The organism is Flavobacterium gyeonganense (assembly GCF_029625295.1).
GTDB lineage: Bacteria > Bacteroidota > Bacteroidia > Flavobacteriales > Flavobacteriaceae > Flavobacterium > Flavobacterium gyeonganense.
On record NZ_CP121112.1, the window covers coordinates 2,858,105 to 2,882,637 of the forward strand.

A 24,533-nucleotide genomic window follows, 5' to 3' on the forward strand; every position below is an offset into this window, starting at 1 on the left:
TTAAAATTATTCATAGTTTGAAATTTATTTATTGTTTGTATTTGATCCCAATGCTTAAAATGTAACCGTTGCCACTATTAAAATCATATAGTTTATGATTGTTTTCGTCCAGTAAATGATATTGTTTGTTAAAATTGTAACCTGCTTTAAAGTTTACAAACCAATTTTTATCCATATTCCGTTCATAATCAAAGGCTGTTGTGATTTGAGAAGTGCTTATTTTGGCTGCATTACTGTATGTTTCCGGAGACTTATCCAAATTGTAAAAATTCCCATTAAAACTATTGCTGATACTAAATTTGTTTCGCTCATTGTTGGAGTAAGATATTGCTGTATCCGGAAAACCTATTAAAATATTAGTTTGATCGTTTATTTTGCCTGAAATTGACAGTGTTGGTATAAATTTAGGAGTACCGAAAATTGTTGATCTTTCGGCTCCGATATTTAATCCTGTTTTTGAATTCAACTGCTGTTTCAATTGGAAACTCCCTAAAAGGGTTACATCTGAAATGTTTAAATTTTGTTGAAAATTGATTGTTGGCCTAACTGAAAAATTTAATCTTGTAGCCTCAGAAACTTTATGTGATATCCCGAATTTGTTTTGAATCTGATTAAACTGATTCAGATTCTCAAAATCATAATAAGTTCTTGTGTCGTATTTTATTTTCAGATTTGTGTACTCTAATTTATTTGTAATCTCATTTTTATCATTTATTTTTTTATAAACAGCTATACTGGCATTTGTTTCATTAAAATTTATTTCTTGTGTTGGTTCTGTCTTTAAATTAAAATCAACAGCAAGCTTTTCTTGTGCTTTCATATTAAGGAAGCTAATCCAAAACAACACCCAGACTAAAACCTTTCTTTTCATTATTTGTTTAATTGGTTCAAAAGTAGGAGGGAGTCTGTTTTAAAAAAAAGAATATATATGTATAGGGCATTTTGGTAGACCAAATGGCATTTTTTTGGGCTTAAAGAGTTATTTCTCTGCCAGTGTATGTTGTAGATGTTTTTGGGCTTTCTATAGTATAAAAATGAAGGCTTGTATATGTTATGGTGTTGACCAGAAATGTGCCTTTTATATTTGTTCAAAAATTCGGATTATGTATAAGTTTATATTGATGTTGTTTTTTGGATTTGCTGTGGTTTCATGTGGTACAGATACAGATGCTGGCGAATTTGTTGTTGGCTCTGATTATCTGTCGGTAAACAACAAAGTGATTTTAATTGATACGGTTACAGTTGAAATGTCTACCATCAATTTCGATTCCCTGATTACTTCTAATAAGAGTAGAATTTTGATAGGGAATTATGACGACCCTCTATTTGGTAAAGTAAAATCAAATAGTTATTTTCAACTGGCATCAGATTCCTATTCTTTAATTAGTACCAGTGATACAGAATCAGCAAATTATGTTTTTGATTCTATTTCGATGATTTTAAAATATGATAATTACTATTATGGAGATACAACCAGGGTACAGACTTTCAATATCCATAGACTCATTCAAAAGGTCAAGCCTAATACTGATGATGATTCATTTTATAATAATTCCGCTTTGAATTACAGCTCAGAAAGTTTAGGAACAATTTCGTATAAACCCAGGCCAATAGAAAAAGATTCTATAAATGTAAAAATGGATGCTGCATTTGGAGAAGCACTTTTTTTAAAACTTAAGAAAAGAGAAATTACGGACTTCGATAGTTTTGCCGAATATCTGAAAGGACTTGTAATTATTCCTCAAACCACTAATTCTTCAAGTATAATTGGTTTTAATCTGACAAGTAAAGTACGATTGTATTATTCAAAATATCTTGGTGACGACATAGACTCTTATGTAAAAGATTTTACTATAGTAGATGCTGCCAAACAGTTTAATGCTATCTCTTTAGATAAGACAGGAACTCTGATTCAGGATTTACCCGCCTCAAATAGTAGATTGTCAAGTTTGTTAACCAATAATCAGGGATATATTCAGTCTGGAACAGGACTTGCATGCAGAGTCGATTTTCCAAATATAAAACAGTTGAAGTATATTGCTGATAGAGGTGCAATTGTTGATGCCGAATTGATTTTAAAACCTGTCAATAACACATATTCCAAAGGATTTCCCTTGTCAGATTCACTGCAGGTATATGTGGCAGATAAATTAAACAGGATTAGTGGCCTATTAAATGATGCATCCGGTGTCTCATTATATGCTAAACTAAATAAACAAAGTGATGAGTTTAATGAAAATGTGGGTTATTCATTATCAGTCGGTAATTTTCTTCAGAAAGAAATGCTAAAACAATCAGACTCTAAATCTTCATTAGTTTTTGCTCTGCCGAATATTAACAAAGCTGTTAACAGAATTGTTTTAGGCGACCAGAAAAATCAGAATAATAAAATTCAATTGAAAATTTACTACCTCTCTTATTAAATGAAAAATAGAATAATCTTTTTAAGTTGCTTCATTTTAATGTATGCATCTTCTTTTTCGCAAAGTATTTCGAGTTCTCCTTATTCATTGTACGGTTTAGGGAGTTTATATGATGCAGACTATGGGGCTATTCCTGCTATTGGCTCCTCGGGAATTGCATTACCATCAGATGTTTTTATCAATAATCTGAATCCGGCTTCATTAGGTTATCTACCCCTAAATCATTTTATGTTTGAAGTAGGAGGGAAGGCTATTAATACAACTTTTCAAAGCAGTTCTAAAACTGAAAAACGCAATAATTTTCAGTTTTCACATATTGCTTTTGCTTTTGCAGTCAATAAAAAATCTGCTTTTAGTGTTAGTTTGCGACCTTATTCGAGTGCAACATTCAAAATTTCAGAATTTAAATTGCCTGTAGAAAACAGTTCAGAGTATTACATTTTAAACGCTGATGGATCCGGGGGATTAAATAATTTTGATATTTCATACGGATATCGTATCAGTAAAAAATTATCAGCCGGGTTTACAGGAAATGTTCTTTTCGGAAATACTACTGATGAAAGAAGTTATACTATCTCAAACTCAATAACGTCGATTAATAAAAAAACAGATTATAGCGGTGTACGTGCAACTTTAGGAGTTCAGTATAAAATTGATTCGACTCTTACTATTGCATCTACTTTTAAGGCACCTGCCAAAATTAAGGCATCAAAAGTGCAGTCTGTAGAAACTATAAGCAGTTCAAGCCAAAGTGTTATAGAATCAGATGCGGTATCAGATACAGATGATTTTTATATGCCTTTGGAAATAGGTTTTGGAGTTAGTAAACGTTTCAAGAATAATCTGAATATGACCCTTGATTATGAAAAAAGCTTATGGAATGATACCAATCAATCTGAATTATTTGGTGATTTTGTAAATCAGGACCGCTTTGCTTTAGGTTTTACTTATCGAAGAAATAAAAATTTACGAAGCTATTGGGATGGGGTTCAGTATGGGGCAGGAGTAAATTTTGATACTGGTTACTTGGAAGTTGATGGAAAGAGAGTTAATAATGCTGCAATTTCTATTGGAGTTTCTTTACCCGTAGACAACACTTTTTCTGCTCTTCATATTTCTTACTCTTACGGTCAGAAAGGCAAAATTGGAGATGGTCTGATAAAGGAAAACTACCATAAACTATCACTCAATTTATCATTGGACGGAATCTGGTTCGTCAAGCGAAAAATTGAATAACAAACTAAAAATCTCTTTCGATGACGTTGTATTTATGATCTAAAATTGATTTAAGAACGGCAGGATTTGAGTTGATATAAAATATAGGTTCGATTTGTTCGGCATCTGAAAAACCTACTTTTTCACGCAGTACGTTTTTCGTTTGTCTGGCCACTGCTTCTCCGGAATCTATAATTTGAATATGTTCCGGCAATATTTTTTTAATCTGCGGAATCAAATACGGATAATGGCTGCAGCCCAAAACAAGATAATCAATATTAGCCTCAATCATAGGCTGTAAATAAGATTCTAATAACATAGTCATTTCCGGTGAATTGAGATTGCCTTCTTCAATAAGCTGAACCAGTCCGTAACCTACCTGTTCGATGATTTTTGTGTCATGAAACATTTCGGCAGTCTTATTAAATAACTCACTATTCAGGGTGCCTTTAGTAGCTAATATGCCTATTACCTGGGTTTTTGAATTATGTGCAGCTGGTTTTATTGCCGGTTCGATTCCTATAAACGGAATGTCGTAATCTGCACGAAGTTCCTGGATTGCATTTGTAGTAGCAGTATTACAGGCAACTACAATTAATTTGCAGTTGTTTTCAATTAAAAAATCGACATTTTTTTTACTTAAAGCAACAATTTCTTCTTTAGTTTTTTGACCATAAGGAGCATTTTTACTGTCTGCTAAATAAATTGTTTTTTCATTTGGAAGTAATTTGTGAATGGCACTCCATATTGAAGTCCCTCCAATTCCGGAATCAAAAACACCTATAGGATTGTTGTTTGTCATAAAACAGAAATATATTTTTTTGAGAATCTAAATTCGTACTTTTTATTGGAATTTAAGCTACATAAATTAGAAAATTATTCCAAAGTAAAATCTCTTTTTGTACAACAAAGATTAAAATATTTCTATATTATTAGGTAGTAGATTAATCTTGGTTTTATACAAGTATTAGTAAAAACAATGTATTAAAAATCAATTATTGAAAACAAAAATGGCTCAATTTAAATTGAGCCATTTTTGTAATAAGAAATTTGTTTCTTAGAATCCTAAATCTTTTTTAACATCGGCAGTAATGTTTGGACCATCAGCTAATAAAAGAGTTGAACCGTCTAGTACGTATTGGAAACCTTTAGCTTTTCCAATTTTTTGGATAGAAGCTTTTACTTTTTCCATTAAAGGTTTTACTAAATCAGTTTCTTTTTGCTGCAGCTCTTTTTGAGCATTATCTCTGTAGTCGCCAATTCTTTTTGCATATCCTGAACTTCTTTAGCGCGCTCAGTATTTACTGCTTCGGTTGCCGTTGTAGATTCAGCGTCATACTTTTTGATTTTTGTTTGATATTCCTCAATCATTTTTTTGTATTCCGCATCATATGTTCCGCTTAATTTTTGTAATTGAGTTTGGGCATCAAGCATAGCAGGCATCTTCGACATAATCTCGCTAACATCAACATGAGCTGTTTTAGCCTGCGCATTCATTGTATTGTTTGCAGTCAAAATAAGCACTGCAGCAATTACTAAAGTTTTGATTTGTTTCATCATTTTAAAATATTAATTAATTATTGGTCGTATTTGATTTTTCTGTTTCGGCTTCCTTAGCTTTTTTAGCCGCTTCTCTTTCTTCTAAAATTTTCTTCTTTTTTTCTTCTAACTCTTTTTTACGCTGTTCATAAAGTTTTTGTCTTTCTTCGGCTTTATTAACTGCAGGTTCAGTTGCTGGAGTTTCTATAGTTGGAGCTTTTGTCTCAGTTTTTGTAGCTTCAGCTGGTTTTGCAGTTTCAGAAACCGTGCCATTTTTTTTGGCTGCTTTTTCAGCGGCTATAGCATTTCTTTTATCTTCGTATTCTTTTCGTTTAGCTTCCTGTTCTAATTTTCTATCGGCAACTAATTTTTCTCTTGCTGCCTTTCTTGCATCAAGTGCTTTTTGCCTGTCTGCCATAGCCGGATTTTCGTCAATCTCGTTTTCAAGATTTTCCTTGGCCTCTTGTTCTTTTAACTGCTTTTTATTGAGTTGCTGTCTCTTTTCTGTTCTGTTTAGGATACGGATAACCTGATCACTTATGTCAAATCTTTTAGCCGAAAAAAGCATAGTTAAATCAGATGATTTATCAAAAATAAAATCATAGTTTTTGGCTTCTGCTATGTCTTGTACAGCAGTAAAAACCTGATCTTGTATCGGTTTTGCCAAAGCTGCTTTTTGATGCATCAAATTTCCGTCAACTCCAAATTGTTTCTGCTGGTATTCCAGCATCTCATTTTCAAGGAACTTAATTTCTGTTTCTCTTTCCTCAATAAGCTCTTTTGTAAGGAGAGCCTTTTCAGTTTTAAGGTTTTCCTTTAATTTATTTATTTCTAACTTTTTGGTTTCGATTTCCTGCTTCCATTTAGTAGCTTTTAAATCTAACTGAGATTTGGCCTCTTTGTAATCAGAAACATTTTCTAAAATATATTCCATGTCGATGTAGCCAATTCTGGTCGACCTTGTCTGTGCCTCACTTGTATTTGCTACAATCAAGGCTAAAAATATAAATAAAAATTGTTTTCTCATACATTAACTTTATTTCAGATTTTTAACCAAATATATCTTTTAAAATTGCTGTCCAATAATAAAGTGTATTTCCTGGCCATGTGCTTTGGTTTCGCCTCGCTGAGGATCAAATCCATAACCAAAATCAATACCCAATAAACCAAATGCAGGCATGAATACACGTAAACCAAAACCAGCAGAACGATAAAGATCGAAAGGGTTATAATTTTTAAACCCGTTATAAGATGCACCTGCTTCTAAAAACGTAAGTGCATAAATAGATGCCGATGGTTTAAGGGTAATTGGATAACGCAATTCCATGGAGAATTTGTTATAAATGGTTGCTCCAACCTGCTGCCCTGCACTATTTATAGGAGTTAAAGAGTTATTCTCATATCCTCTTAATCCAATGGTTTCTCTTCCGTCCATAGAGTAGTTCGCCATACCATCTCCACCTAAATAAAAACGTTCAAAAGGAACAATTCCTCTATCCTGATTGTAAGCACCCATGAAACCAAATTCGGTTAATGTTCTTAAAACTAATTTTCCATATACTTTATTATACCAGTCTGCTCTAAATTTAATTTTATAATATTCAAGCCAGTTGTATTTTTCCTGATCTACTTTAGCAGGATCTGCTGCAGCTTCCTGATAAGTACTTACTTTATTTTGATTACTATCTATATAATCGCCAGGATTTACAACTATTTGATCACTACCTATATAAGTGGTTGTTGATTTTGCTTTATTTTCTTCTTTCTCTCCTAGTTTTGAATAATCAACCCCATTAAATAATGAATATGGAGGTGTTACTTTTGCAGAAACACTAAATTCAGAACCGTAAGTTGGGAATATTGGGTTAAGACCTTTGTTGCTTCTGGTTAATCCAACCGTATAAGCTAAGTTTCTGGACGCACCGTTTCCAAAGGTAAATAATCCGGTAAAATAATTATTCAAATCATAATGCTGGTAACTTACAGACTGAGATAACACGAAATAATCATCAGGAACAGTTAATCTTTTAGCAAGTCCAACTTGTACCGTAAAAATATTAAAGCTTTGATCTTTATTTACATTTCGTCCATAACTGTAATTAAATTGTTTACTATATGAAATAGACGAACTAAATTGTACCGGTTTTTTACCTCCAAACCAAGGCTCAGAGAATGACACGCTATATGTTTGGAAATAGGTACTTCCTTGTAAACGCAGGGATACTTTTTGACCATCACCCATAGGTAGTGGTTTGTAGGCTTCTTTTTTAAACATGTTCCTTGCCGAAAAATTATTGAAAGATAATCCTAAAGTTCCTATGAAGCCTCCGCCGCCATATCCACCTTGTAATTCTACCTGGCTCGAACCTTTTTCAACTAAATTGTATTCGATGTCTACTGTTCCGGCTGCAGCATCTACATTTTTAAATTTAGGATCAATCGCTTCAGGATCGAAAAACCCTAATTGTCCAATCTCACGAATAGTTCTCACCAATAATTCTTTGCTATATTTTTCACCTGGTTTAGTTCTTAATTCACGATAGATAACATGATCATTGGTTTTATCATTTCCTACTACTGATATTTTGTTAAAATAAGCAATTGGACCTTCAGTTATTCTAATTTCAAAGTCAATAGTGTCATTTACGGTTCTTGTTTCTACGGCATTAATGTTAGAAAATAAATAACCATTATTTTGGTAAAGGTTTGTAATATCTTCGCCGTCAGGTTTAGTTTTGTCTGCAATACGTTTTTCAAGCATTACACCATTATAAGTTTCTCCCTTTTTTATTCCTAAATAACGATTTAGCTGTTGATCTGAATAAACCGTATTCCCTAAAAATTTAATATTTCCAAAGTAGTATTTGTTTCCTTCTTCCAGGTTAATTTTGATGGCCAACATGTTTTTTTTCTTATTATAAGTGACTGAGTCATATATAATACGGGCATCACGATATCCTTTTTCTTTATAGGCGGCAATAACTTTCTCTAAGTCGGTTTTGTATTTTTCAGGAATAAATTTCGAAGCTTTCAGGACACGGAGTACGTTTTTTTGTTTGGTGTCTTTCATGGCTCTTCTCAATTGGGTGTCAGTTAGTTGTTTGTTCCCTATAAAGTCAATGCTGCTTATTTTTACTTTGTCTCCCTTATCCACGCGGACAAGCATGTTTACATGGTTTCCTGCAGTAGTATCTGGAGTGGTTGTAATGGTAACTTTGGTGTTGTAAAAACCTTCTTTTTTGTATTTGTTTTCGATGTAGTTTTTTGTTGTAGTGATTAGATTTTCGTTTACGATCTTACTTTTCGTCAGGTTATTGTCTTTTATTAACCCTTCAACTTTACTTTTCTTAATGCCAACAAATTTTACTTCGTTTAATTTAGGAAGTTCTACTATATTTAAGTCTAAATAAATGCTGTCATTTTCAACTTTATTTACATAAAAAGCAATTTCATCAAAAAGACCAAGCTTTCCTAATTTCTTAATTGCCCCGCTAATTTCTTCACCCGGGACAGTAATTTCCTGACCTTTTTGTAAGCCTGAAAATGTTACAACAGTTTGTTCATTGAAGCTTATTTTACCAACAACAGAAACTTTTGCAAGAATGTATTTTTTCCCCTGGTCAAAAGGAATTCTTTCTTGTGCTTTGATTTGAGAAAAACTACCCAAAAGAAGTAGGGTAAGTACTATTTGTATTCTATTTTGCAACACTAAAATATTATTTAATTTGTTCACTGGTTTTTCCAAATCTACGTTCTCTTTTTTGATAACTAATGATAGCCTCATATAAATTTTGTTCTTTAAAGTCAGGCCAGAGCACATCAGTAAAATATAATTCTGAATAGGCTATTTGCCAGAGCAGGAAATTACTTATTCTGTGTTCTCCACTTGTTCGTATTAATAAATCTACGTCAGGTAAATTTTGCGTGTAAAGATGCTCATTTATAATTGAATCGTCAATACTGTCTAATGAAATTATATTATTTTTAACTTTATCACTGATGAGCCTGACAGCGTTCACCAATTCTTCTCTGGATCCGTAACTTAAGGCCAGTGTCAGCGTTAAATGAGTGTTGTTTTTTGTTTTTTCGATAACATCCAACAACTCTTTTTGAGCAGATTTCGGCAGTCTGTCAAGATTTCCAATTGCATTCAGTCTGATGTTATTTTCCTGTAAAGTAACAAGCTCTTTTCTTAATGAATTTATAAGAATTTTCATTAATGCCTGAACCTCTAATTTAGGGCGATTCCAGTTTTCTGTAGAAAAAGCATACAACGTTAGGTACTCAATGCCAAGTTTAGCGCAAGTTTTAATGGTTTCTTTAACTGATTTGGTGCCATTTTCATGTCCAAAAGCGCGAAGAAAGCCTTGTTGTTTTGCCCAACGCCCATTCCCGTCCATAATAATGGCAAGATGTTTAGGTAAATTTTTCTTATCTATAGATTCTAATAAATTCATTTTATTCTGCGCAATAGCAAGGTTTTTGTCCAAATGTATATGTTAAAGTTACTCCGGTAAAAACATACCAATCGTTATTATTTAAATTCCCAAAACGATTATTCGCAAATGAATCGTCTTTAGGGGTGCTTCCATCTATATTATCTGTAAAAGTATATCGTGCACCTATTTCCGCAGCTAAGACAAAATCACGACTAATATTTGATTTTATTCCTAATATTATAGGTATGGCAAATGAATTTCCTCCTTTGTCTTTTTTTGTCACTCCGTTTACTATATGTAATTCATCATATCGAAAATAACTTAAACCGGAAAATACATAGGGAGTTATTTTTAGATCTTCATCATGCAAATTAAAATCAAAGAAGTTAAATTCTAAACCAGCAGAAAGTTCTTTTACATTATTTTTTAAAACTAAAGCCTCTTTTGTATCTTGATGGTTCTTCAGATTCTCGGTCATTTCCTGTAATTCTGGATTGCGTGTATGAAAAACGGTACGAATGGCGTGGGCTTTTGTTCCATTTGTACAAAATACCAATAGCAGGCTTTTCAGGTGCAATATAAGTAGTGCGCCCAACATCTCCTATAAAGTTACTTCCGCCAAGAAAAACACCAATCTCGTTTATTTGAGCATTAAGTGTGATAAAGGGAAAAAAACATAACAATAAATTAAAAAGTTTCTTCATTTAATTCAAAATTGCGTGCAAATATAATAATTATCAATACGAATCAACGTTCCTTTAGATAAATGTGTCTTTTTTTAAATTTACAGTATGATTTTGAGACATTTAATGAAGATTCGATATGTGCAAAACGAGAAAGAGTATTAATATCGTATATTTTAATATGTAAAAAAAATTAATTCCTTTTATCTTCTCCCCAAAGCAATTTTTTTCTAAGTGTTTTTAAGAAAGTTTCACCCGGAATTTCTACCATTTTGATTTTAAAATCTGTTTTTTTTATGGTTAGAACCGATTCGTTTTTGATAGACGCAATTCGGGAATCTAGTGATACTAAATATTGGTCCTCTCTTCCCGAAACACGAAGCTTTATTTCAGTATCATCAGGTATAACTAATGGCCTTGCATTCAGATTATGAGGTGCAATAGGGGTAACTACTAAACTTTTTACATCAGGAGTTAATATTGGTCCCCCACAGCTTAATGAATATCCTGTAGAGCCTGTTGGAGTAGAAAGAATAAGTCCGTCAGCCCAATATGAGTTCAGGTATTCATTATTTAAATAAGTTTCAACAGTAATCATTGAAGTGGTATCTTTCCTGCTAACTGTAACTTCATTCATTGCAAAATTTAAATCGTCTTCGATAGCCTCATTTTTCGGCTCGCAAGTCAGGCTTAATAAAGTTCTTTCTGAGATGGTATAGTTCCTGTCAATTACAAACTGTAAAAAACCATCGATACTATCTTTTGGAACAGTTGCAAGAAAACCTAATCTTCCGGCATTGATTCCTAAAATGGGTACACCTGAATTACGAACTAAACTAGCAGCTCTTAAAATAGTTCCGTCGCCTCCGATACTAAGGAGCATTTCAAAACTGTTGTCAAGTTTTGTTTTTCCCGAGAAAGTTTTATATTCTTTTTTAATTAATTGTTTCTCATAAAGTATTTTCAGAAAGTTTTCTTCAATGACCATTTCGACATTATTGTTGTTAAAAAACACAAAAATGTCTTTGATAATAGGTTCGGTACTGTTTTGGTAATACTGTCCGTAAATGGCTACTTTCATTTTATTGAGTTAGATAATGAGAAAATTTGATAATGTGTCAATGTGAAATCATCTTATTGACTCATTTTCTAATTGCCCTATTATAATTATATATTAAGGTATTTGTCTAAATAATCAGAACGTTCTTTTAGGCTGTTAATGTAAGTATCTTCCTGATGCTCTGATATAATTTCGTAATTGTATCTTCTGAAGGTCTGGATAATTTCATTCATTGGTCCAACACCAATTTTTACTGTAATGTGAACATTTTCTAAATCGGCTTCAGATATAAAACAGCCCAGAATTTTACCATTATTGCTCTCTACGATTTGGGCTACCTGTGCCATAGAATAATCTAAAAGTCCTTTTTGAACAATAATAATACCGCCCTGTTCTTTTAAAAATGGAGTTTCCTGAAAAAATTTCATTATATCTTCCATTTCATAATATCCAATATAAGAATTGTTTTCGTCAAGAACTGGAATTACGTTCGTATGGTTTTTGGCAAAAATTTCTAGAACGTCGAGCCAAATCATTGATTTTCTGGCAAAAAAACGTTCTAATGTGTATTTGTAATCAATTATTTTCTTATTCGTATCAAATGTTTCAATATCATCAGAAGCAATGCTTCCAATGAAAATCTCGTTTTCCACAACAGGAAAATGAGAAAAACTTAAATCAGCAAAAAAGTCCTGAACAGATGCTATCGTTTCCTGACTGTCGATTGCTCTAAAATCGTTGGTGATATAGTTGGTGATTTCTGTCATAAGTAGTTTGAAGATATTTGATGCAAAATAATCAAAAAATAGCAAAAAATGCTAGATTTTACTTTGTATTTTTGCTCTTACAAATATAATGCTACAGAATTAATAATCTATTTTTATGACGAAATTAAGTGTAAATATCAATAAAATAGCAACTTTACGTAATGCCCGTGGAGGAAATGTTCCTGATTTATTAAAAGTAGCCGCCGATATTGAAAAATTTGGGGGTCAGGGGATTACAATTCACCCGCGTCCGGATGAACGCCATATCCGTTATCAGGATGCCCGCGATTTAAAAGCGATTGTTACTACCGAATATAATATTGAAGGTAATCCTCAGCATAATTTTATTGATTTGGTTTTAGAATGCAAACCAGACCAGGTAACTCTGGTTCCCGATGCAGTTGGTGCTATTACCTCTTCTGCCGGCTGGGATACTATAAATAATCAGGCTTATTTAACGGAAGTTATTCAGGAATTTCAACGTAACGGAATCAGGACTTCTATTTTTGTTGATCCGGTTTTAGAAATGATCGAAGGAGCAAAAAAAACAGGAACTGACAGAATTGAATTATACACGGAGGCTTTTGCTCACCAATACGATTTAGGAAATAAAAACGGAATTGATCCTTACGTCAAAGCGGCCGAATTAGCAAATGAATTAGGTTTGGGAATTAATGCCGGACATGATTTAAGTCTGGAGAATATTCAGTTTTTCAAGCAAAATATCCCGGGATTATTAGAGGTTTCTATTGGTCACGCCTTAATTTCAGAAGCGCTTTATCTTGGTTTGGATAACGTGGTGAATATGTATTTAAATAAATTGAAGTAAAATTAAGATTAAACAATTATAACCTAATGCATTTGGGTTATAATTGTTTACTTTCGCACTTTTCTTATTAAAAGCCAGGTGTTGAAATCTTTTATCTTCTTTTTTTATTATGTTTTTCCAAAATTCTGGCACAGTCTCATGCGAGAGTAACAGGAAATGTAAAATCTTCTGAAAAACAAAACTTAACAGGTGTAAATATTTCCTTTAAAACTACTAATCAGTTTTATGAGACAGTTACTGATTCAACAGGTAATTTTTCGGAGAATATTCCTTATGGAAATATAATTATAGACGTTTATCATCCGGATTTTACATTAAAAACAATCCATTTTAATGTTCTAAAAGATACTGTATTATCCGTTACATTAGAAAATGATATCTCCCGGTTAAAAGAAGTAGTTGTTTCCAATGATAAAAAAAACGGAATAAAAAACTTGGCAGGTGGTAAGCTATCAATCAATTTAAAAGATTTGGCTTCTCTGCCTACATTATCAGGGACTGCCGACATTATGAAAATTTTGCAGCTGACGCCAGGTGTGCAAAATTCTGGTGATGCAAATGGCTATTTGTATGTGAGAGGTAGTGATCCCGGGCATAACGCTATTTTGTATAATGGAGCTCCGGTTTATGGAATGTCTCATTTATTGGGAATATTTCCTTTTTATAACGCAAACCATATTAATGATATTGAATTTGACAAATCGAGTTCTAACGCAAAATATGGTGGCAGGTTAAGTTCGACAACACTTTTGAACTCCAATAAAAAAATACCATCGGATTTCGGTGTTCAGGGAAATGTTGGGATTTTAGCGTCTCAATTAAATGTTTCAGTTCCAATTAGTCAAAATACAGGGTTTTATATTTCAGGACGGAAAACTTACATTGATGAAATCGTTGCGCCAGTTTTAAATTCAGGTTCAGATAATAATGACGTAGAAAATATGAAATATGGATTTTCAGATGCTAATATAACTTTCGTATCTAAAATTTCTAATAAAAGTTTATTCTCTGTCGATGGATTTATTAGTGGTGATGAGCTAAAAATAAAAGATGAAAATTTAGATTTGCGAACCAGTTTAAAGTGGAGTAATTTTACAGTTTCTCCAAATCTCACTACAGTCTTTTCTTCAAAGGCAAGTATGTCAAATTCAATTTATTTTAGTCAATATTCCAATGATTTAAGTATGGAACAGGCAACAATTCAATTTAATATTTCTTCTTATGTAAAGGATTTTGGATTTAATAATTCTGTTTCCTATTTCATTAAAAAAATTCCTTTTGAGTCCGGATTTCAATATGTTTATCATAATCTCCAGCCGCAAAAAGTTATTGTTGAAAATTTGGCAGATGCAAATAATAATTCTGAAAATAAAATAATTAATGCTAATGAGGCTATTTTTTTTACGACAATAAAGCCCAGTTTTACAAATTATCTAAAAGCAGAATTAGGTTTGAGAATTAACTATTATTCTTCAGGCTCAGATTCGTATTTTCATTTTCAGCCACGTGTTTTATTCAATTATTTTGCTAATAATAAGTATTCTCTTTATGTGTCATATAACAGGCAATATCAGTATTTGAGTTTGATAACAACTTCAAGTGTGGGACTCCCGACAGATTTTTGGATTGCAAGCCACGATGGAATAAAACCACAGTTATCAGATGAGTTCTCAATTGGATCTAATCAAAATATTTCAAAGAATTTAATTTCTTCTTTTGGTGGCTTTTTTCGTTATATGAAAAATTTATTAGAATATCCTTATGGAGTAACTCAGTTTAATGAAATAACAAATTTAAAGAGTGATTTGCTGGTGGGAAAAGGGAAAGCATACGGACTGGAAATGATGCTCAAGAAAAACAATGGAAAATTTCATGGCTGGTTAAGTTATACTTTAAGCTGGTCTGACAGAAATTTTGATGAACTTAACAAAGGGAACACTTATTTCGCGAAATATGACAGACGTCATAATATTTCAATAGTTGGAATGTATGACTTGAACCCGAAATGGGATTTAGGTGTAACTCAGGTATTCAGTTCTGGAAATCGTTTTACAATGCCTACATCCTGGTATTTTATAAATAATAACCCGGTTAAAGAATATTCGAAATATAATAATGCACAAATGCCAAATTATATCCGCACAGATCTTTCTGTAAATTATTTTTTTAACCGGACAAATAAAAAAAGAGAGTGCTCTGAATTTTTCGATTTATAATACCTTTAATTTAGAAAATCCAATATATGTTGTGTTGGATGTGCAAATTGGGGAAGATAAAAATAGTGTTGTTGTAAAGCAGGATAAAAAAGTTTTGTATCGCATATTACCTTCAATAAGCTGGAGATTTAAATTCTAAGAATGAAAAAATATATTGTATTTTTTATTGTAATAATAATGAGTTGTTCTAAAGATGACTTCAATAAAGGAGTAAATATTGAATCTAAAATTGTAGTTGAAGGCTGGATTGAAGAGGGGAATTTTGCAAATGTTTTATTGTCAACAAGTATTCCGGTTACAGGTACAATTGACTCTGTAAGTGTTTTAAGTCATGTGATTAGATCTGCAAGGGTTACAATATCAGACGGTTACAATTCAGAGGTCTTACGGGTTAAAAATGACAAGAACAGAGTTCCGCCATTTGTTTATTATGGGAGTACAATAAAGGGTGAAGCCGGAAAAGAATATTCGCTTAGAATTGAATATTTAGATAAGGTAGTTCAAGCGTTTACAAAAATCCCAAAATCTGTCCCGCTTAAAAGTGCTGATTATATAAAAAAGAATGTTACAGATACCACGGGTTATATTTTTGCCAAATTTGATGATCCGGCTGATGAAAAAAATTATTATCAGATTGCTACTAGAATTGAGGGCGAAGAGCCTATTTTTGTTCCTGGCTTTTATGGGAATCTAGATGATAAAAATTTTGAGACATCGTTTGTTTCTGTACAAATAAATAGGGGTGTGCTTTTGTTTCCAAAAACAGAATTTGAGCCTTATTTTGCAGATGGAGATTTGATCTATGTGAAGTTAAGAACTCAGACTAAAGAGGCTTTAGATTTCTGGAATAGTTGGCAAAATGAAATTGTAAACAGTAAAAATCCAATTTATCCTTCTAATACAAGTTTAAAATCCAATATAAAAGGAGGTATTGGTATTTGGGCAGGTTATGGACAAAGTACATTGATCGTAAAAACTCCTCCTAAAAAATAAAGCCGATTTGAATAGTTCAAATCGGCTTTATTAAATTATTAAAGAGTTTTATTTTTCAAAGGATTTTATAAAATCTTCAAATTTTGCTTCAAAATTTTCAAATCCAGATGAGAAATATACGCTCATTTCAACTTCTGTTTTATCACTGAATTTTAAATAAGATACTTCATTATAATATTGTTCAGTAAAATCTTCTCCTTTTTCATTCCACCATTCCCAATATTTGTATTCAGTATTCCATACAGGTAATTTTGTTTGATAAGATTCTACTTCAGAACGTTGAATGATATCCGCTATCTTAGTACCATCTTTTTTAGATACTAATATTAATTTCATATTTTTATTGAAATTTGCAGTCTTTCCTTCGCTTTCTTTTTTATTATATGTATTTACAGCTGTAAAATAAGCTTTAAAGTTTGCGTTTGCACTTTCATAATTTGGTTCTGTCGGATAAATATTGCTTGCTTCCAAAGCTGCTTCATCTGATGCGGCAGTAGCCAAATCCATATCAGCAACAATAACAAAATTATCTAAGATTTGAACCAATCCATTAGCTTTCCCCCTATATTGAGTTAATTGATCATCATTTAATAAATCATCAATACTTGCATTACTTCCTGCGTTGAAAGAAAGTAAATTTTTTCCATTATATGTAAGGTTAGCTTTTGAAGTGTTATTAGTTCCTTTAACACCACTCATTTCCCAAGTGTAACCTTCACTTAATGTCATTTTATATGCAAATTCATTTGGTACTTCTTTTCCGTTAGAATATTTTGCAGATTGTGTGAAAGAAGCTGCCTGTGTGCCATCAATTGTAAGAACAGCATCTGCAGAATTAGGTAAAAAGATATAATCGTTAGTTTCTACATCAGATTCCCAATCATAGCTGTCTATGATTTTTACTTTTATATCTGAAGAAACACTCTTAGTTGAGAATGACGCATTATTGGTTGTTTGTGATTCTTTGGCTGGGAAAACAAATTTTAATTCAGTAGTAGAAGCTGTTTTTACCCATGTTTTTTGAGTATTATTCCATGTGTAGATACCATATACACCTGAAACATTTAAAATGTCTTCAACTTCATTATTGTTTTTTCCATTAAAAATATCAACAGAGCTGATATCTAGTAATCTGCTTAAATTTTCAATCGCATCTATTGCACTTAATTTTTTTGTTTTGTCTAACTGAACAAGCATTTCGTTAGCTTCAGCTTCAAGTTTTAATTTTTGTTGCTCTGGTGTTAGGCTTGAATACGGTTGTTTTACGATGTTAGCAATTTGTTCTTCTAGGGTTTGCTCTGATGAAGTTTCATTGTTGTCATCACTGGAACATGAAATCATAAGTTGAGAAACAATTACTGATAATAAAAATAATTTTTTAATCATGAGTTGGTTTTTAATTAAACGGATAAATTCAGAATTTTAAAGCGCGAATATACAATTTTGATTTATTGGGCGTACATGAAAAACCATAAAATTGTAAACTTTTTTTTATCAATTTTTTCGAAAAAAATATGCCAGTTATATTGATAAATAAGTTTTTTTATCTTTGTAAAAAGTAATAAATCATAAAATGTTATACTCAAAAATAGAAGGCGAAGGTAAACCATTCGTTATTATGCATGGTTTTCTTGGAATGTCTGATAACTGGAAAACCCTTGCCGGACAATATGTAGAAGCCGGATTTCAGGTTCATATTTTAGATTTGCGAAATCACGGCCGTAGTTTTCATTCGGATGAATGGAGTTATGAAGCCATGGTTCAGGATGTCTTTGAATACTGTCAGGCAAATAATTTAGACAAAATCGATTTGCTTGGGCATTCCATGGGCGGAAAAGTAGCAATGCTCTTCGCAGCAACACATCCCGAAATTGTAGATAAATTAATTGTAGCAGATATAGGCCCGAAATTCTATAAACAGCATCATCAGGGTATTTTGGCTGGTTTGAATGCAGTCGATTTTTCAGTGAAACCAAGCCGTGCGGATGTTGAAGAAATTGTAGCCAAATATGTGCCTGATTTTGGAACCCGTCAGTTTCTTTTGAAAAATTTATATTGGGCAACCCCAGGGCAATTGGCTTTCAGGTTTAATCTGGAAGTTTTTAATAACAATCTCGATGCAATTGGGAAACCTTTGGCAGAAGGTTTGGTTTTCGATAAACCAACTTTGTTTATCCGTGGCGGAAATTCAAATTATATTTTGGATTCGGATGTCGATGCAATAAAACAGCATTTTCCGGATTTGCAATTAGAAACTATTCCAAATGCAGGACACTGGCTTCATGCTGAAAATCCAAAAATGTTTTTTGATCTCACAACTGCTTTTTTGAAATCGTAATTGAAAAATATACTGTACTTTTAACTGAAATTTAAATCAGAAGACTATGAAATTATTACTTAGACTCCTTGTAACTGCAGCTTTGGTTTTGTTACTGTCGAATCTTTTGTCTGGTGTGCATGTTGCCAGCTTTGGTACAGCCGTAATTGTTGCAGTAGTTTTAGGATTGTTAAACCTGTTTATCAAGCCTATTTTGGTAGTACTGACCTTGCCGGTGACAGTTATTACGCTGGGCTTGTTTTTACTTGTTATCAATGCGATTATTATTTTGTTGTGTACGAAAATCGTTGGTGGTTTTGCGGTCGATTCGTTTTTGACGGCATTAATTTTTAGTGTGATTTTGTCTATACTGCAATCGATCACCTATAAGATAGTAGGAGACGATAAAAAATAAAACGCGAAGTTGTTCTAAAGCACTTCAAATACAATAGATTAAAAACTTGGCTGGGTTGCAAAAATTTTATAATTTTGCAACCCAATTTTATTATGTAAATCAAAGAAGAAGATGGATATCAAAAGAGTAGCAAAAGACGCTGTGAATGAAACAATTGTAATGAATGTTGTTCACATGGATTATAAAGGTCAGGTAGCAAAAAGAATTAACGAAAAAATGCCTTTAGCACAAGTAAAAGGTTTTAGAAAAGGACAAGTTCCTAAAGATCTTGTTGAAAAACAATACGGAAAAGCTATTAAGCAGGAAGAAATCAAAAAAGTAGTTGATTTGGCTTTAGAGCGTTATATTCAGTCTGAAAGATTAAATCTTTTAGGAACTCCTATTGCTAAAGTAAACGAAAACTTTGACTGGGATGCTGAAGAACTGACTTTTGAATACGAAATTGGTTTAGTACCAAACTTCGAAATTGATCTTGAAGCTAAAAATGATATCGTAAAATATGTAGTTACTGCTGATGATAAATTAATCGACGGACAGGTAGAGCGTATCCAAAAACAATTCGGAAAAGCAAATCCAGTTGAAAAAGTGACTGCAGATGCTGATATTACAGGGACTTTCGCAAATGCTGAAAACGGAATTGAAAACAAAACAACTTTTTCATTGTCAGTTTTCAAAGACAAGAAAACAGCTGATTTGTTTATCGGTAAAGAAGTGGGTGATGTAGTTACTGTAAACACTAAAGGTTTATTCGAAGACGATCACCAATTAATGGATTACTTAAAAGTGCCTCACGATAATGTACATGATTTAGCAGTTGATGTAGCTTTTACAATCGAAGCAATCAATGTTTCTGAGCCTGCTGAATTAAATCAGGAATTGTTTGACAAACTTTTTGGAGAAGGAAAAGTAGCTTCATTGGAAGATTTAAAAGCAAAAATAAAAGAAGATGCTGAAGCACAATTCGCACAGCAGGCTGACCAAAAATTATTATTGGATGTTCAGGATTTCTTAATCGAAAATACAAAATTCGATTTACCAGCTGAATTCCTTAAAAAATGGTTGCAGACTGTTGGAGAGAAAAAACTTTCTGCAGAAGAAGCAGAAATTGAATACGCAAGATCTGAAAAAGGTTTACGTTTTCAATTGATCGAAGGAAAAGCCATGGCTCAAAGCAATATCCAAATTACATTTGAAGATTTGAAAGCTTTTACATCAAACGCAATCAGACAGCAAATGGCTCAATTTGGTCAAACAAATCCAACTGATGAAGAAGTAGAAGGAATTGTGGCAAGAGTTTTGTCTAATCAGGAAGAAGTAAAAAGACTTTCTGAGCAGGTTGTAGCGGCTAAATTGTTAGATTTGTTCAAAGAAAAAGCAAATCCAACAACAAAAGAAGTAACTTATGATGAATTTATTGCTGCGTCTTACGGCGAATAATTTCTGAAAATTAAGCATATAAAAAGGAGCGTCACGGATATTTTTCCCTGACGCTCTTCTGTTTTTTTATTTCAGTTAAAGAAAATATTTTTTTGATGTGGGTTTCAATTTATTTTTTATTACTTTTCAGAAGCTAATCCAGCTATTCGTTACAAGTTTTTTCATTGCTGCCTTTTTTGTAAGGCAAAAAAAGAGCTTCCGCCGGTCGCTTTTTTTTACCAACAAAAAATAGTTGCCATTTCAAAAAGCTTTTCACTGCTATCTGGGCTAAATAAGACAAATTGACACATAAGTAATAAAGGTACAACCTTTGATGGAAGGAATAATATATAGATATAACATAAACTTAGAACACTTAAAATATGAACTACGGTAAAGAATTCAAAAAATTTGCTACAAAGCACCAGGGAGTAAACGCCATGTACTATGACAAAATCGTAGCGGCAATGAACCCAACCAATATGACTCCATATATTATTGAAGAACGTCAGCTGAATGTTTCTCAATTGGATGTTTTCTCAAGATTAATGATGGACAGAATTATCTTTTTAGGAACAGGTATCGATGATCAGATAGCCAATATCGTTCAGGCACAATTATTATTTTTAGAAAGTGCCGATGCTTCAAAAGATATTCAGATTTATCTGAATTCCCTGGAGGAAGTGTTTACGCAGGTTTAGGAATTTATGACACCATGCAGTATATCAAACCAGACGTGGCAACAATTTGTACAGGAATGGCAGCTTCTATGGGAGCCGTTTTATTATGCGCAGGAGCAGCAGGAAAACGTTCGGCTCTTCCACATTCAAGAGTTATGATTCACCAGCCATCCGGAGGAGCTCAGGGAGTTGCTACAGATATGGAAATTAACTTACGTGAAATGCTGAAATTAAAAGAAGAATTATACAACATCATTTCGCAGCATTCAGGACAATCTTTTGAAAGAGTTCATAAAGACAGTGAGCGCGATTACTGGATGAAAGCTGACGAAGCAAAAGAGTACGGAATGATCGATGAAGTATTGAGAAGAGGATAGTTTTAAAGTTAATTTTAGTTTTAGGTTTCAGGTTTAAAGTTACAGCTGTTAACTTGAAACCTGAAACTTTAAACTTTAAACGAAGAATAAAGGTTAATAGGTTGCTAAGTTTTTGACGTTTAAATATTAAAATCTCATAAACTTAGTATCTTTGCAGCTTAGTAACTTAAATAAAGAATGGCAAAAGTAGTATTAGAATGTTCGTTTTGTGGAAGAAAAAAGCCAGAAACTAATTTATTAATCGCCGGAATCAATGCGCACATTTGTGATAAATGTATTGAGCAGGCGCACGGAATTGTTTTAGAAGAATTAAAATCCAGCGGAAGTGCCAAACTGGTTGGGGATTTAATTTTAAAGAAACCAAAAGAAATCAGAGCTTTCCTTGATCAATATGTTATTGGACAGGATCAGACTAAAAAAGTAATGTCGGTGGCGGTTTACAATCACTACAAGCGTTTAATGCAACAGCAGTTAGACGATGAAGTAGAGATTGAAAAAAGCAACATCATTATGGTGGGTCAGACCGGAACCGGAAAAACGTTGGTAGCAAAAACGATTGCAAAGATGTTAGACGTTCCTTTGGCTATTGTTGATGCAACTGTACTTACAGAAGCCGGTTATGTTGGTGAAGACGTTGAAAGTATTTTGACTCGTCTCCTTCAGGCTGCTGATTACGATGTAACCAAAGCTGAAAGAGGAATCGTTTTTATTGATGAAATTGATAAAATCGCCCGTAAGAGTGATAATCCATCCATAACACGTGACGTTTCAGGCGAAGGAGTTCAACAGGCTTTATTGAAATTATTAGAAGGAACAGTTGTAAACGTGCCACCAAAAGGAGGACGTAAACATCCGGATCAGAAATTTGTTGAGGTAAATACACAAAACATTCTTTTCATTGCAGGAGGAGCTTTTGATGGCGTTGAACGTATCATTTCAAAACGTTTAAACCGTCAGGCAGTTGGATATTCAACTTCTAAGAATGCTGACAATATCGACAAAGACAATTTGTTGCAATATATTATTCCTAAAGATATTAAAGATTTTGGTTTGATTCCGGAAATTATTGGTCGTTTACCGGTTCTAACGCACATGGATCCTTTAGACAGAGAAACATTGCGTGCCATTTTAACGCAGCCTAAAAACGCATTGGTAAAACAATATCAAAAGCTGTTTTTAATGGATGAAGTAGAATTTAGTATTACTGATGAAGCCTTGGATTTTATTGTGGACAAAGCTTTAGAATACAAATTAGGAGCCCGTGGATTGCGTTCCTTGTGCGAAGCTATCTTAACGGATGCTATGTACGAATTGCCAAGTTCTGATGATAAAGTACTTTCAATTGATAAAGATTACGCAGAGCATACATTGAGTAAAAATTTATTGAAGCGCATGGAAATTGCTTCTTAAATTTAAAATAATATTTTTTCTAAAACCTGTTCATTTAGTTGAGCAGGTTTTTTTATACATTTTACATAACTTTTTATAATTCCAATTGATAAGACGTAAACATCTTCATATTATAAAACAAAATGTCTGTTTTAGCCCTGATCGTAACGGTATCCTGTTGTTGCGGGGTTCGCAACAGCAGATATAGTGCAGAGCAGGACCAGACGTAATTATGAAACAAAAAATTACTGCTCCCCAAGAATTAACGAACTCTGAATTTCTCCCTATATTCGATAGGTTTCATGCCGACCATTTTATAAAATACTTTTCGAAATGCTTTTGGGTCGTTGTAACCTGTTTTTTCGATAATTTCTGAAATTGAAAGCTGGGTTTGTTCCAGATATTTCTTTGAGCTCTCCACTCTTATATTTTGCAGGTATTCGATGGGCGGAATTCCGGTAACCTGTTTAAAACGACGTGTCATGTTACGCGTGCTGGTGGGAATATCTTTGGTAATTTCTTCGAGTTTTTCTATGCTGTGATACTGACTTTCTATTTTTTGCTGGAGCATGGCAACCAAAGCATCATTGTGCAAATGATTCGGTCTGAAAGTACTGAAATAACTTTGTTTGTAACGATTTAAATCGATCGAGAAAATCTTGGCAATCTGAACTGCAATTTCGTTTCCGCAATATTTCTGCACTAAAAGAATCAATAAATGAAAGGTTGAGGTAGAACCTCCGCTGGTGTACAGACTTCCGTCTGCAGTCAGGGTTTCCTCGGGTTTTAGTTTCACAAGTGGAAAAGCTTTGGTAAATGCACTGCAGGCATCTACATGGGTAGTGGCCAGTTTTTCGTTGAGCAATCCGGAAGCAGCAAACAAAAATGCCCCAGTGCAAAAGCTTGCCAGTTCAGCACCTGTCTGATGGTGTTTTTGCAGCCACGGAATAAATTTTCGATTTTTGGCAATCATTTCACTCATGTTATCGGTAGTAAAAGCAGGGATCAGAATGAGTTCTAAATTTTTATCAGAATCCTCAATTGAATTCACTTCATAACCAAATAATTTTTTCTCATTGATTTGCTCAGCCGATTGAAACACCATAATCTCAAAAGGTTTTTCAATTTCGTTATGTAATTTATTCGCTGTTTCAAAAACTTCTAAAATTGCCGCTACGCTTAGTAATTTGTAGTCATACCCCAAAATTAAACCTACTTTCCTGCTCATAATTTTAGCTTTATCGATATTACGAAGATATACATTTTGTCTTAAATGACCCTAAAGTTGACTTTTATTGTAGCAAAAAACTGATTTTGATAGTTTAAATTTGTTTAGATCTAATTTGAAATCTTATAAAGATGAACACAAAAATTTTTCTGAATCTTACTGTAAAAGATTTAAATCGTTCCATTGAATTTTTACAAAGCTTGGTTTTTCATTTAATCCACAATTTACTAATGAAAAAGGCACTTGTTTAATAATTGGCGAAAACATAAATGTTATGCTTTTAGTTGAAGAGTTTTATAAAACATTTACCAATAAACAAATTTGTGATGCCAATACGACCAGCGAAGTGATTATTGCAATATCTGTTGAAACACGTGAAAAGGTTGATGAAATAATTGAAGATGTGGTTAAGGCCGGAGGTGGAGAATACATGGATACAAAAGATTACGGCTGGATGTATCAGAAAATGTTTCTGGATCCTGACGGTCATCATTGGGAGGTTTTCTTTATGGATGAAAGTCAGATTCCAACAGGAAATTAATTTGTG

The 24,533-nt window shown here is 32.9% G+C and carries 19 protein-coding genes and 4 pseudogenes; 12 read left to right on the plus strand and 11 right to left on the minus strand.

What is annotated here, in order from left to right; genetic code table 11:
* Nucleotides 1–28: 28 nt before the first annotated feature.
* Nucleotides 29–820 (minus strand): DUF6268 family outer membrane beta-barrel protein, encoded by a 792-nt coding sequence (locus P5P89_RS12490; RefSeq protein ID WP_278008620.1) that lies wholly within the window; start codon nt 818–820, stop codon nt 29–31.
* Between the two features lie 283 nt (nt 821–1,103).
* Between P5P89_RS12490 and P5P89_RS12495 the strand changes: the two genes are divergently transcribed.
* Complete coding sequence (locus P5P89_RS12495; RefSeq protein ID WP_278008621.1) at nt 1,104–2,423, plus strand: DUF4270 family protein; 1,320 nt, start codon at nt 1,104–1,106, stop codon at nt 2,421–2,423.
* Nucleotides 2,424–3,659 (plus strand): BamG family beta-barrel-assembly machinery protein, encoded by a 1,236-nt coding sequence (gene bamG, locus P5P89_RS12500; protein ID WP_278008622.1) that lies wholly within the window; start codon nt 2,424–2,426, stop codon nt 3,657–3,659. It begins immediately after the preceding gene.
* A gap of 4 nt (nt 3,660–3,663) precedes the next feature.
* Here the strand turns inward: bamG and murI are convergent, their stop codons facing one another.
* From murI to P5P89_RS12545, 8 genes and pseudogenes are all read right to left on the minus strand, one after another.
* Nucleotides 3,664–4,440 (minus strand): glutamate racemase, encoded by a 777-nt coding sequence (gene murI / locus P5P89_RS12505; RefSeq protein WP_278008623.1) that lies wholly within the window; start codon nt 4,438–4,440, stop codon nt 3,664–3,666.
* Nucleotides 4,441–4,695: 255 nt separating this feature from the next.
* Nucleotides 4,696–5,198: pseudogene (locus P5P89_RS12510) on the minus strand (OmpH/Skp family outer membrane protein).
* A gap of 13 nt (nt 5,199–5,211) precedes the next feature.
* Nucleotides 5,212–6,204 (minus strand): OmpH/Skp family outer membrane protein, encoded by a 993-nt coding sequence (locus P5P89_RS12515; RefSeq protein ID WP_278008624.1) that lies wholly within the window; start codon nt 6,202–6,204, stop codon nt 5,212–5,214.
* Nucleotides 6,205–6,243: 39 nt separating this feature from the next.
* Entirely contained in the window at nt 6,244–8,961 is a 2,718-nt protein-coding gene (locus P5P89_RS12520; RefSeq protein WP_278008625.1) for a BamA/OMP85 family outer membrane protein, read from the minus strand.
* On the minus strand, nt 8,894–9,634 hold the full coding sequence (locus tag P5P89_RS12525) for an isoprenyl transferase (RefSeq protein ID WP_278008626.1): 741 nt from the start codon (nt 9,632–9,634) through the stop codon (nt 8,894–8,896). The genes P5P89_RS12520 and P5P89_RS12525 overlap by 68 nt, the downstream gene beginning before the upstream one ends.
* 1 nt (nt 9,635) lies before the next feature.
* Nucleotides 9,636–10,320, minus strand: a pseudogene (gene porG, locus P5P89_RS12530) (type IX secretion system protein PorG).
* Between the two features lie 172 nt (nt 10,321–10,492).
* Nucleotides 10,493–11,380, minus strand: coding sequence for an NAD kinase (locus tag P5P89_RS12540; RefSeq protein WP_278008628.1), 888 nt, complete (start codon nt 11,378–11,380; stop codon nt 10,493–10,495).
* 86 nt (nt 11,381–11,466) lie between these two features.
* The gene (locus tag P5P89_RS12545) at nt 11,467–12,126 is read right to left on the minus strand and encodes a CBS domain-containing protein (RefSeq protein ID WP_278008629.1); all 660 of its coding nucleotides are present in this window, start codon (nt 12,124–12,126) and stop codon (nt 11,467–11,469) included.
* Nucleotides 12,127–12,241: 115 nt separating this feature from the next.
* On the opposite strand from P5P89_RS12545, the gene P5P89_RS12550 reads away from it, so the two are divergent.
* The 4 genes and pseudogenes from P5P89_RS12550 to P5P89_RS12560 all read left to right on the plus strand — a co-directional run bounded on the left by P5P89_RS12550 (nt 12,242) and on the right by P5P89_RS12560 (nt 16,164).
* Nucleotides 12,242–12,955 (plus strand): pyridoxine 5'-phosphate synthase, encoded by a 714-nt coding sequence (locus P5P89_RS12550; protein ID WP_278008630.1) that lies wholly within the window; start codon nt 12,242–12,244, stop codon nt 12,953–12,955.
* A gap of 197 nt (nt 12,956–13,152) precedes the next feature.
* A pseudogene (locus P5P89_RS21800) lies at nt 13,153–13,299 on the plus strand (hypothetical protein); the annotation flags it as partial.
* Between the two features lie 90 nt (nt 13,300–13,389).
* On the plus strand, nt 13,390–15,171 hold the full coding sequence (locus P5P89_RS12555; RefSeq protein ID WP_278008631.1) for a TonB-dependent receptor plug domain-containing protein: 1,782 nt from the start codon (nt 13,390–13,392) through the stop codon (nt 15,169–15,171).
* Between the two features lie 141 nt (nt 15,172–15,312).
* Nucleotides 15,313–16,164 carry a DUF4249 domain-containing protein gene (locus P5P89_RS12560; protein WP_278008632.1) on the plus strand — a complete coding sequence of 284 codons (852 nt, stop codon included), beginning with the start codon at nt 15,313–15,315 and terminating at the stop codon, nt 16,162–16,164.
* 48 nt (nt 16,165–16,212) lie between these two features.
* On the opposite strand, the gene P5P89_RS12565 is transcribed toward P5P89_RS12560, so the two are convergent.
* Nucleotides 16,213–17,550 carry a hypothetical protein gene (locus P5P89_RS12565; RefSeq protein ID WP_278008633.1) on the minus strand — a complete coding sequence of 446 codons (1,338 nt, stop codon included), beginning with the start codon at nt 17,548–17,550 and terminating at the stop codon, nt 16,213–16,215.
* 187 nt (nt 17,551–17,737) lie between these two features.
* On the opposite strand from P5P89_RS12565, the gene P5P89_RS12570 reads away from it, so the two are divergent.
* The 5 genes and pseudogenes from P5P89_RS12570 to clpX all read left to right on the plus strand — a co-directional run bounded on the left by P5P89_RS12570 (nt 17,738) and on the right by clpX (nt 22,779).
* Nucleotides 17,738–18,502 (plus strand): alpha/beta fold hydrolase, encoded by a 765-nt coding sequence (locus P5P89_RS12570; protein WP_278008634.1) that lies wholly within the window; start codon nt 17,738–17,740, stop codon nt 18,500–18,502.
* Between the two features lie 46 nt (nt 18,503–18,548).
* Nucleotides 18,549–18,896 (plus strand): phage holin family protein, encoded by a 348-nt coding sequence (locus P5P89_RS12575; protein WP_278008635.1) that lies wholly within the window; start codon nt 18,549–18,551, stop codon nt 18,894–18,896.
* Between the two features lie 111 nt (nt 18,897–19,007).
* Complete coding sequence (locus P5P89_RS12580; RefSeq protein ID WP_278008636.1) at nt 19,008–20,333, plus strand: trigger factor; 1,326 nt, start codon at nt 19,008–19,010, stop codon at nt 20,331–20,333.
* Between the two features lie 362 nt (nt 20,334–20,695).
* Nucleotides 20,696–21,369 (plus strand): annotated as a pseudogene (gene clpP / locus P5P89_RS12585) (ATP-dependent Clp endopeptidase proteolytic subunit ClpP).
* 177 nt (nt 21,370–21,546) lie between these two features.
* A complete protein-coding gene (gene clpX, locus P5P89_RS12590) occupies nt 21,547–22,779 on the plus strand; it encodes an ATP-dependent Clp protease ATP-binding subunit ClpX (RefSeq protein ID WP_031454477.1) in 1,233 nt (410 codons plus the stop codon).
* Between the two features lie 241 nt (nt 22,780–23,020).
* Here clpX and P5P89_RS12595 read toward each other — a convergent pair whose 3' ends face one another.
* A complete protein-coding gene (locus tag P5P89_RS12595) occupies nt 23,021–23,986 on the minus strand; it encodes a GlxA family transcriptional regulator (protein WP_278008637.1) in 966 nt (321 codons plus the stop codon).
* Between the two features lie 274 nt (nt 23,987–24,260).
* Between P5P89_RS12595 and P5P89_RS12600 the strand changes: the two genes are divergently transcribed.
* Nucleotides 24,261–24,527, plus strand: a complete 267-nt coding sequence (locus P5P89_RS12600; protein ID WP_278008638.1) for a VOC family protein — start codon at nt 24,261–24,263, stop codon at nt 24,525–24,527.
* Nucleotides 24,528–24,533: the final 6 nt, after the last annotated feature.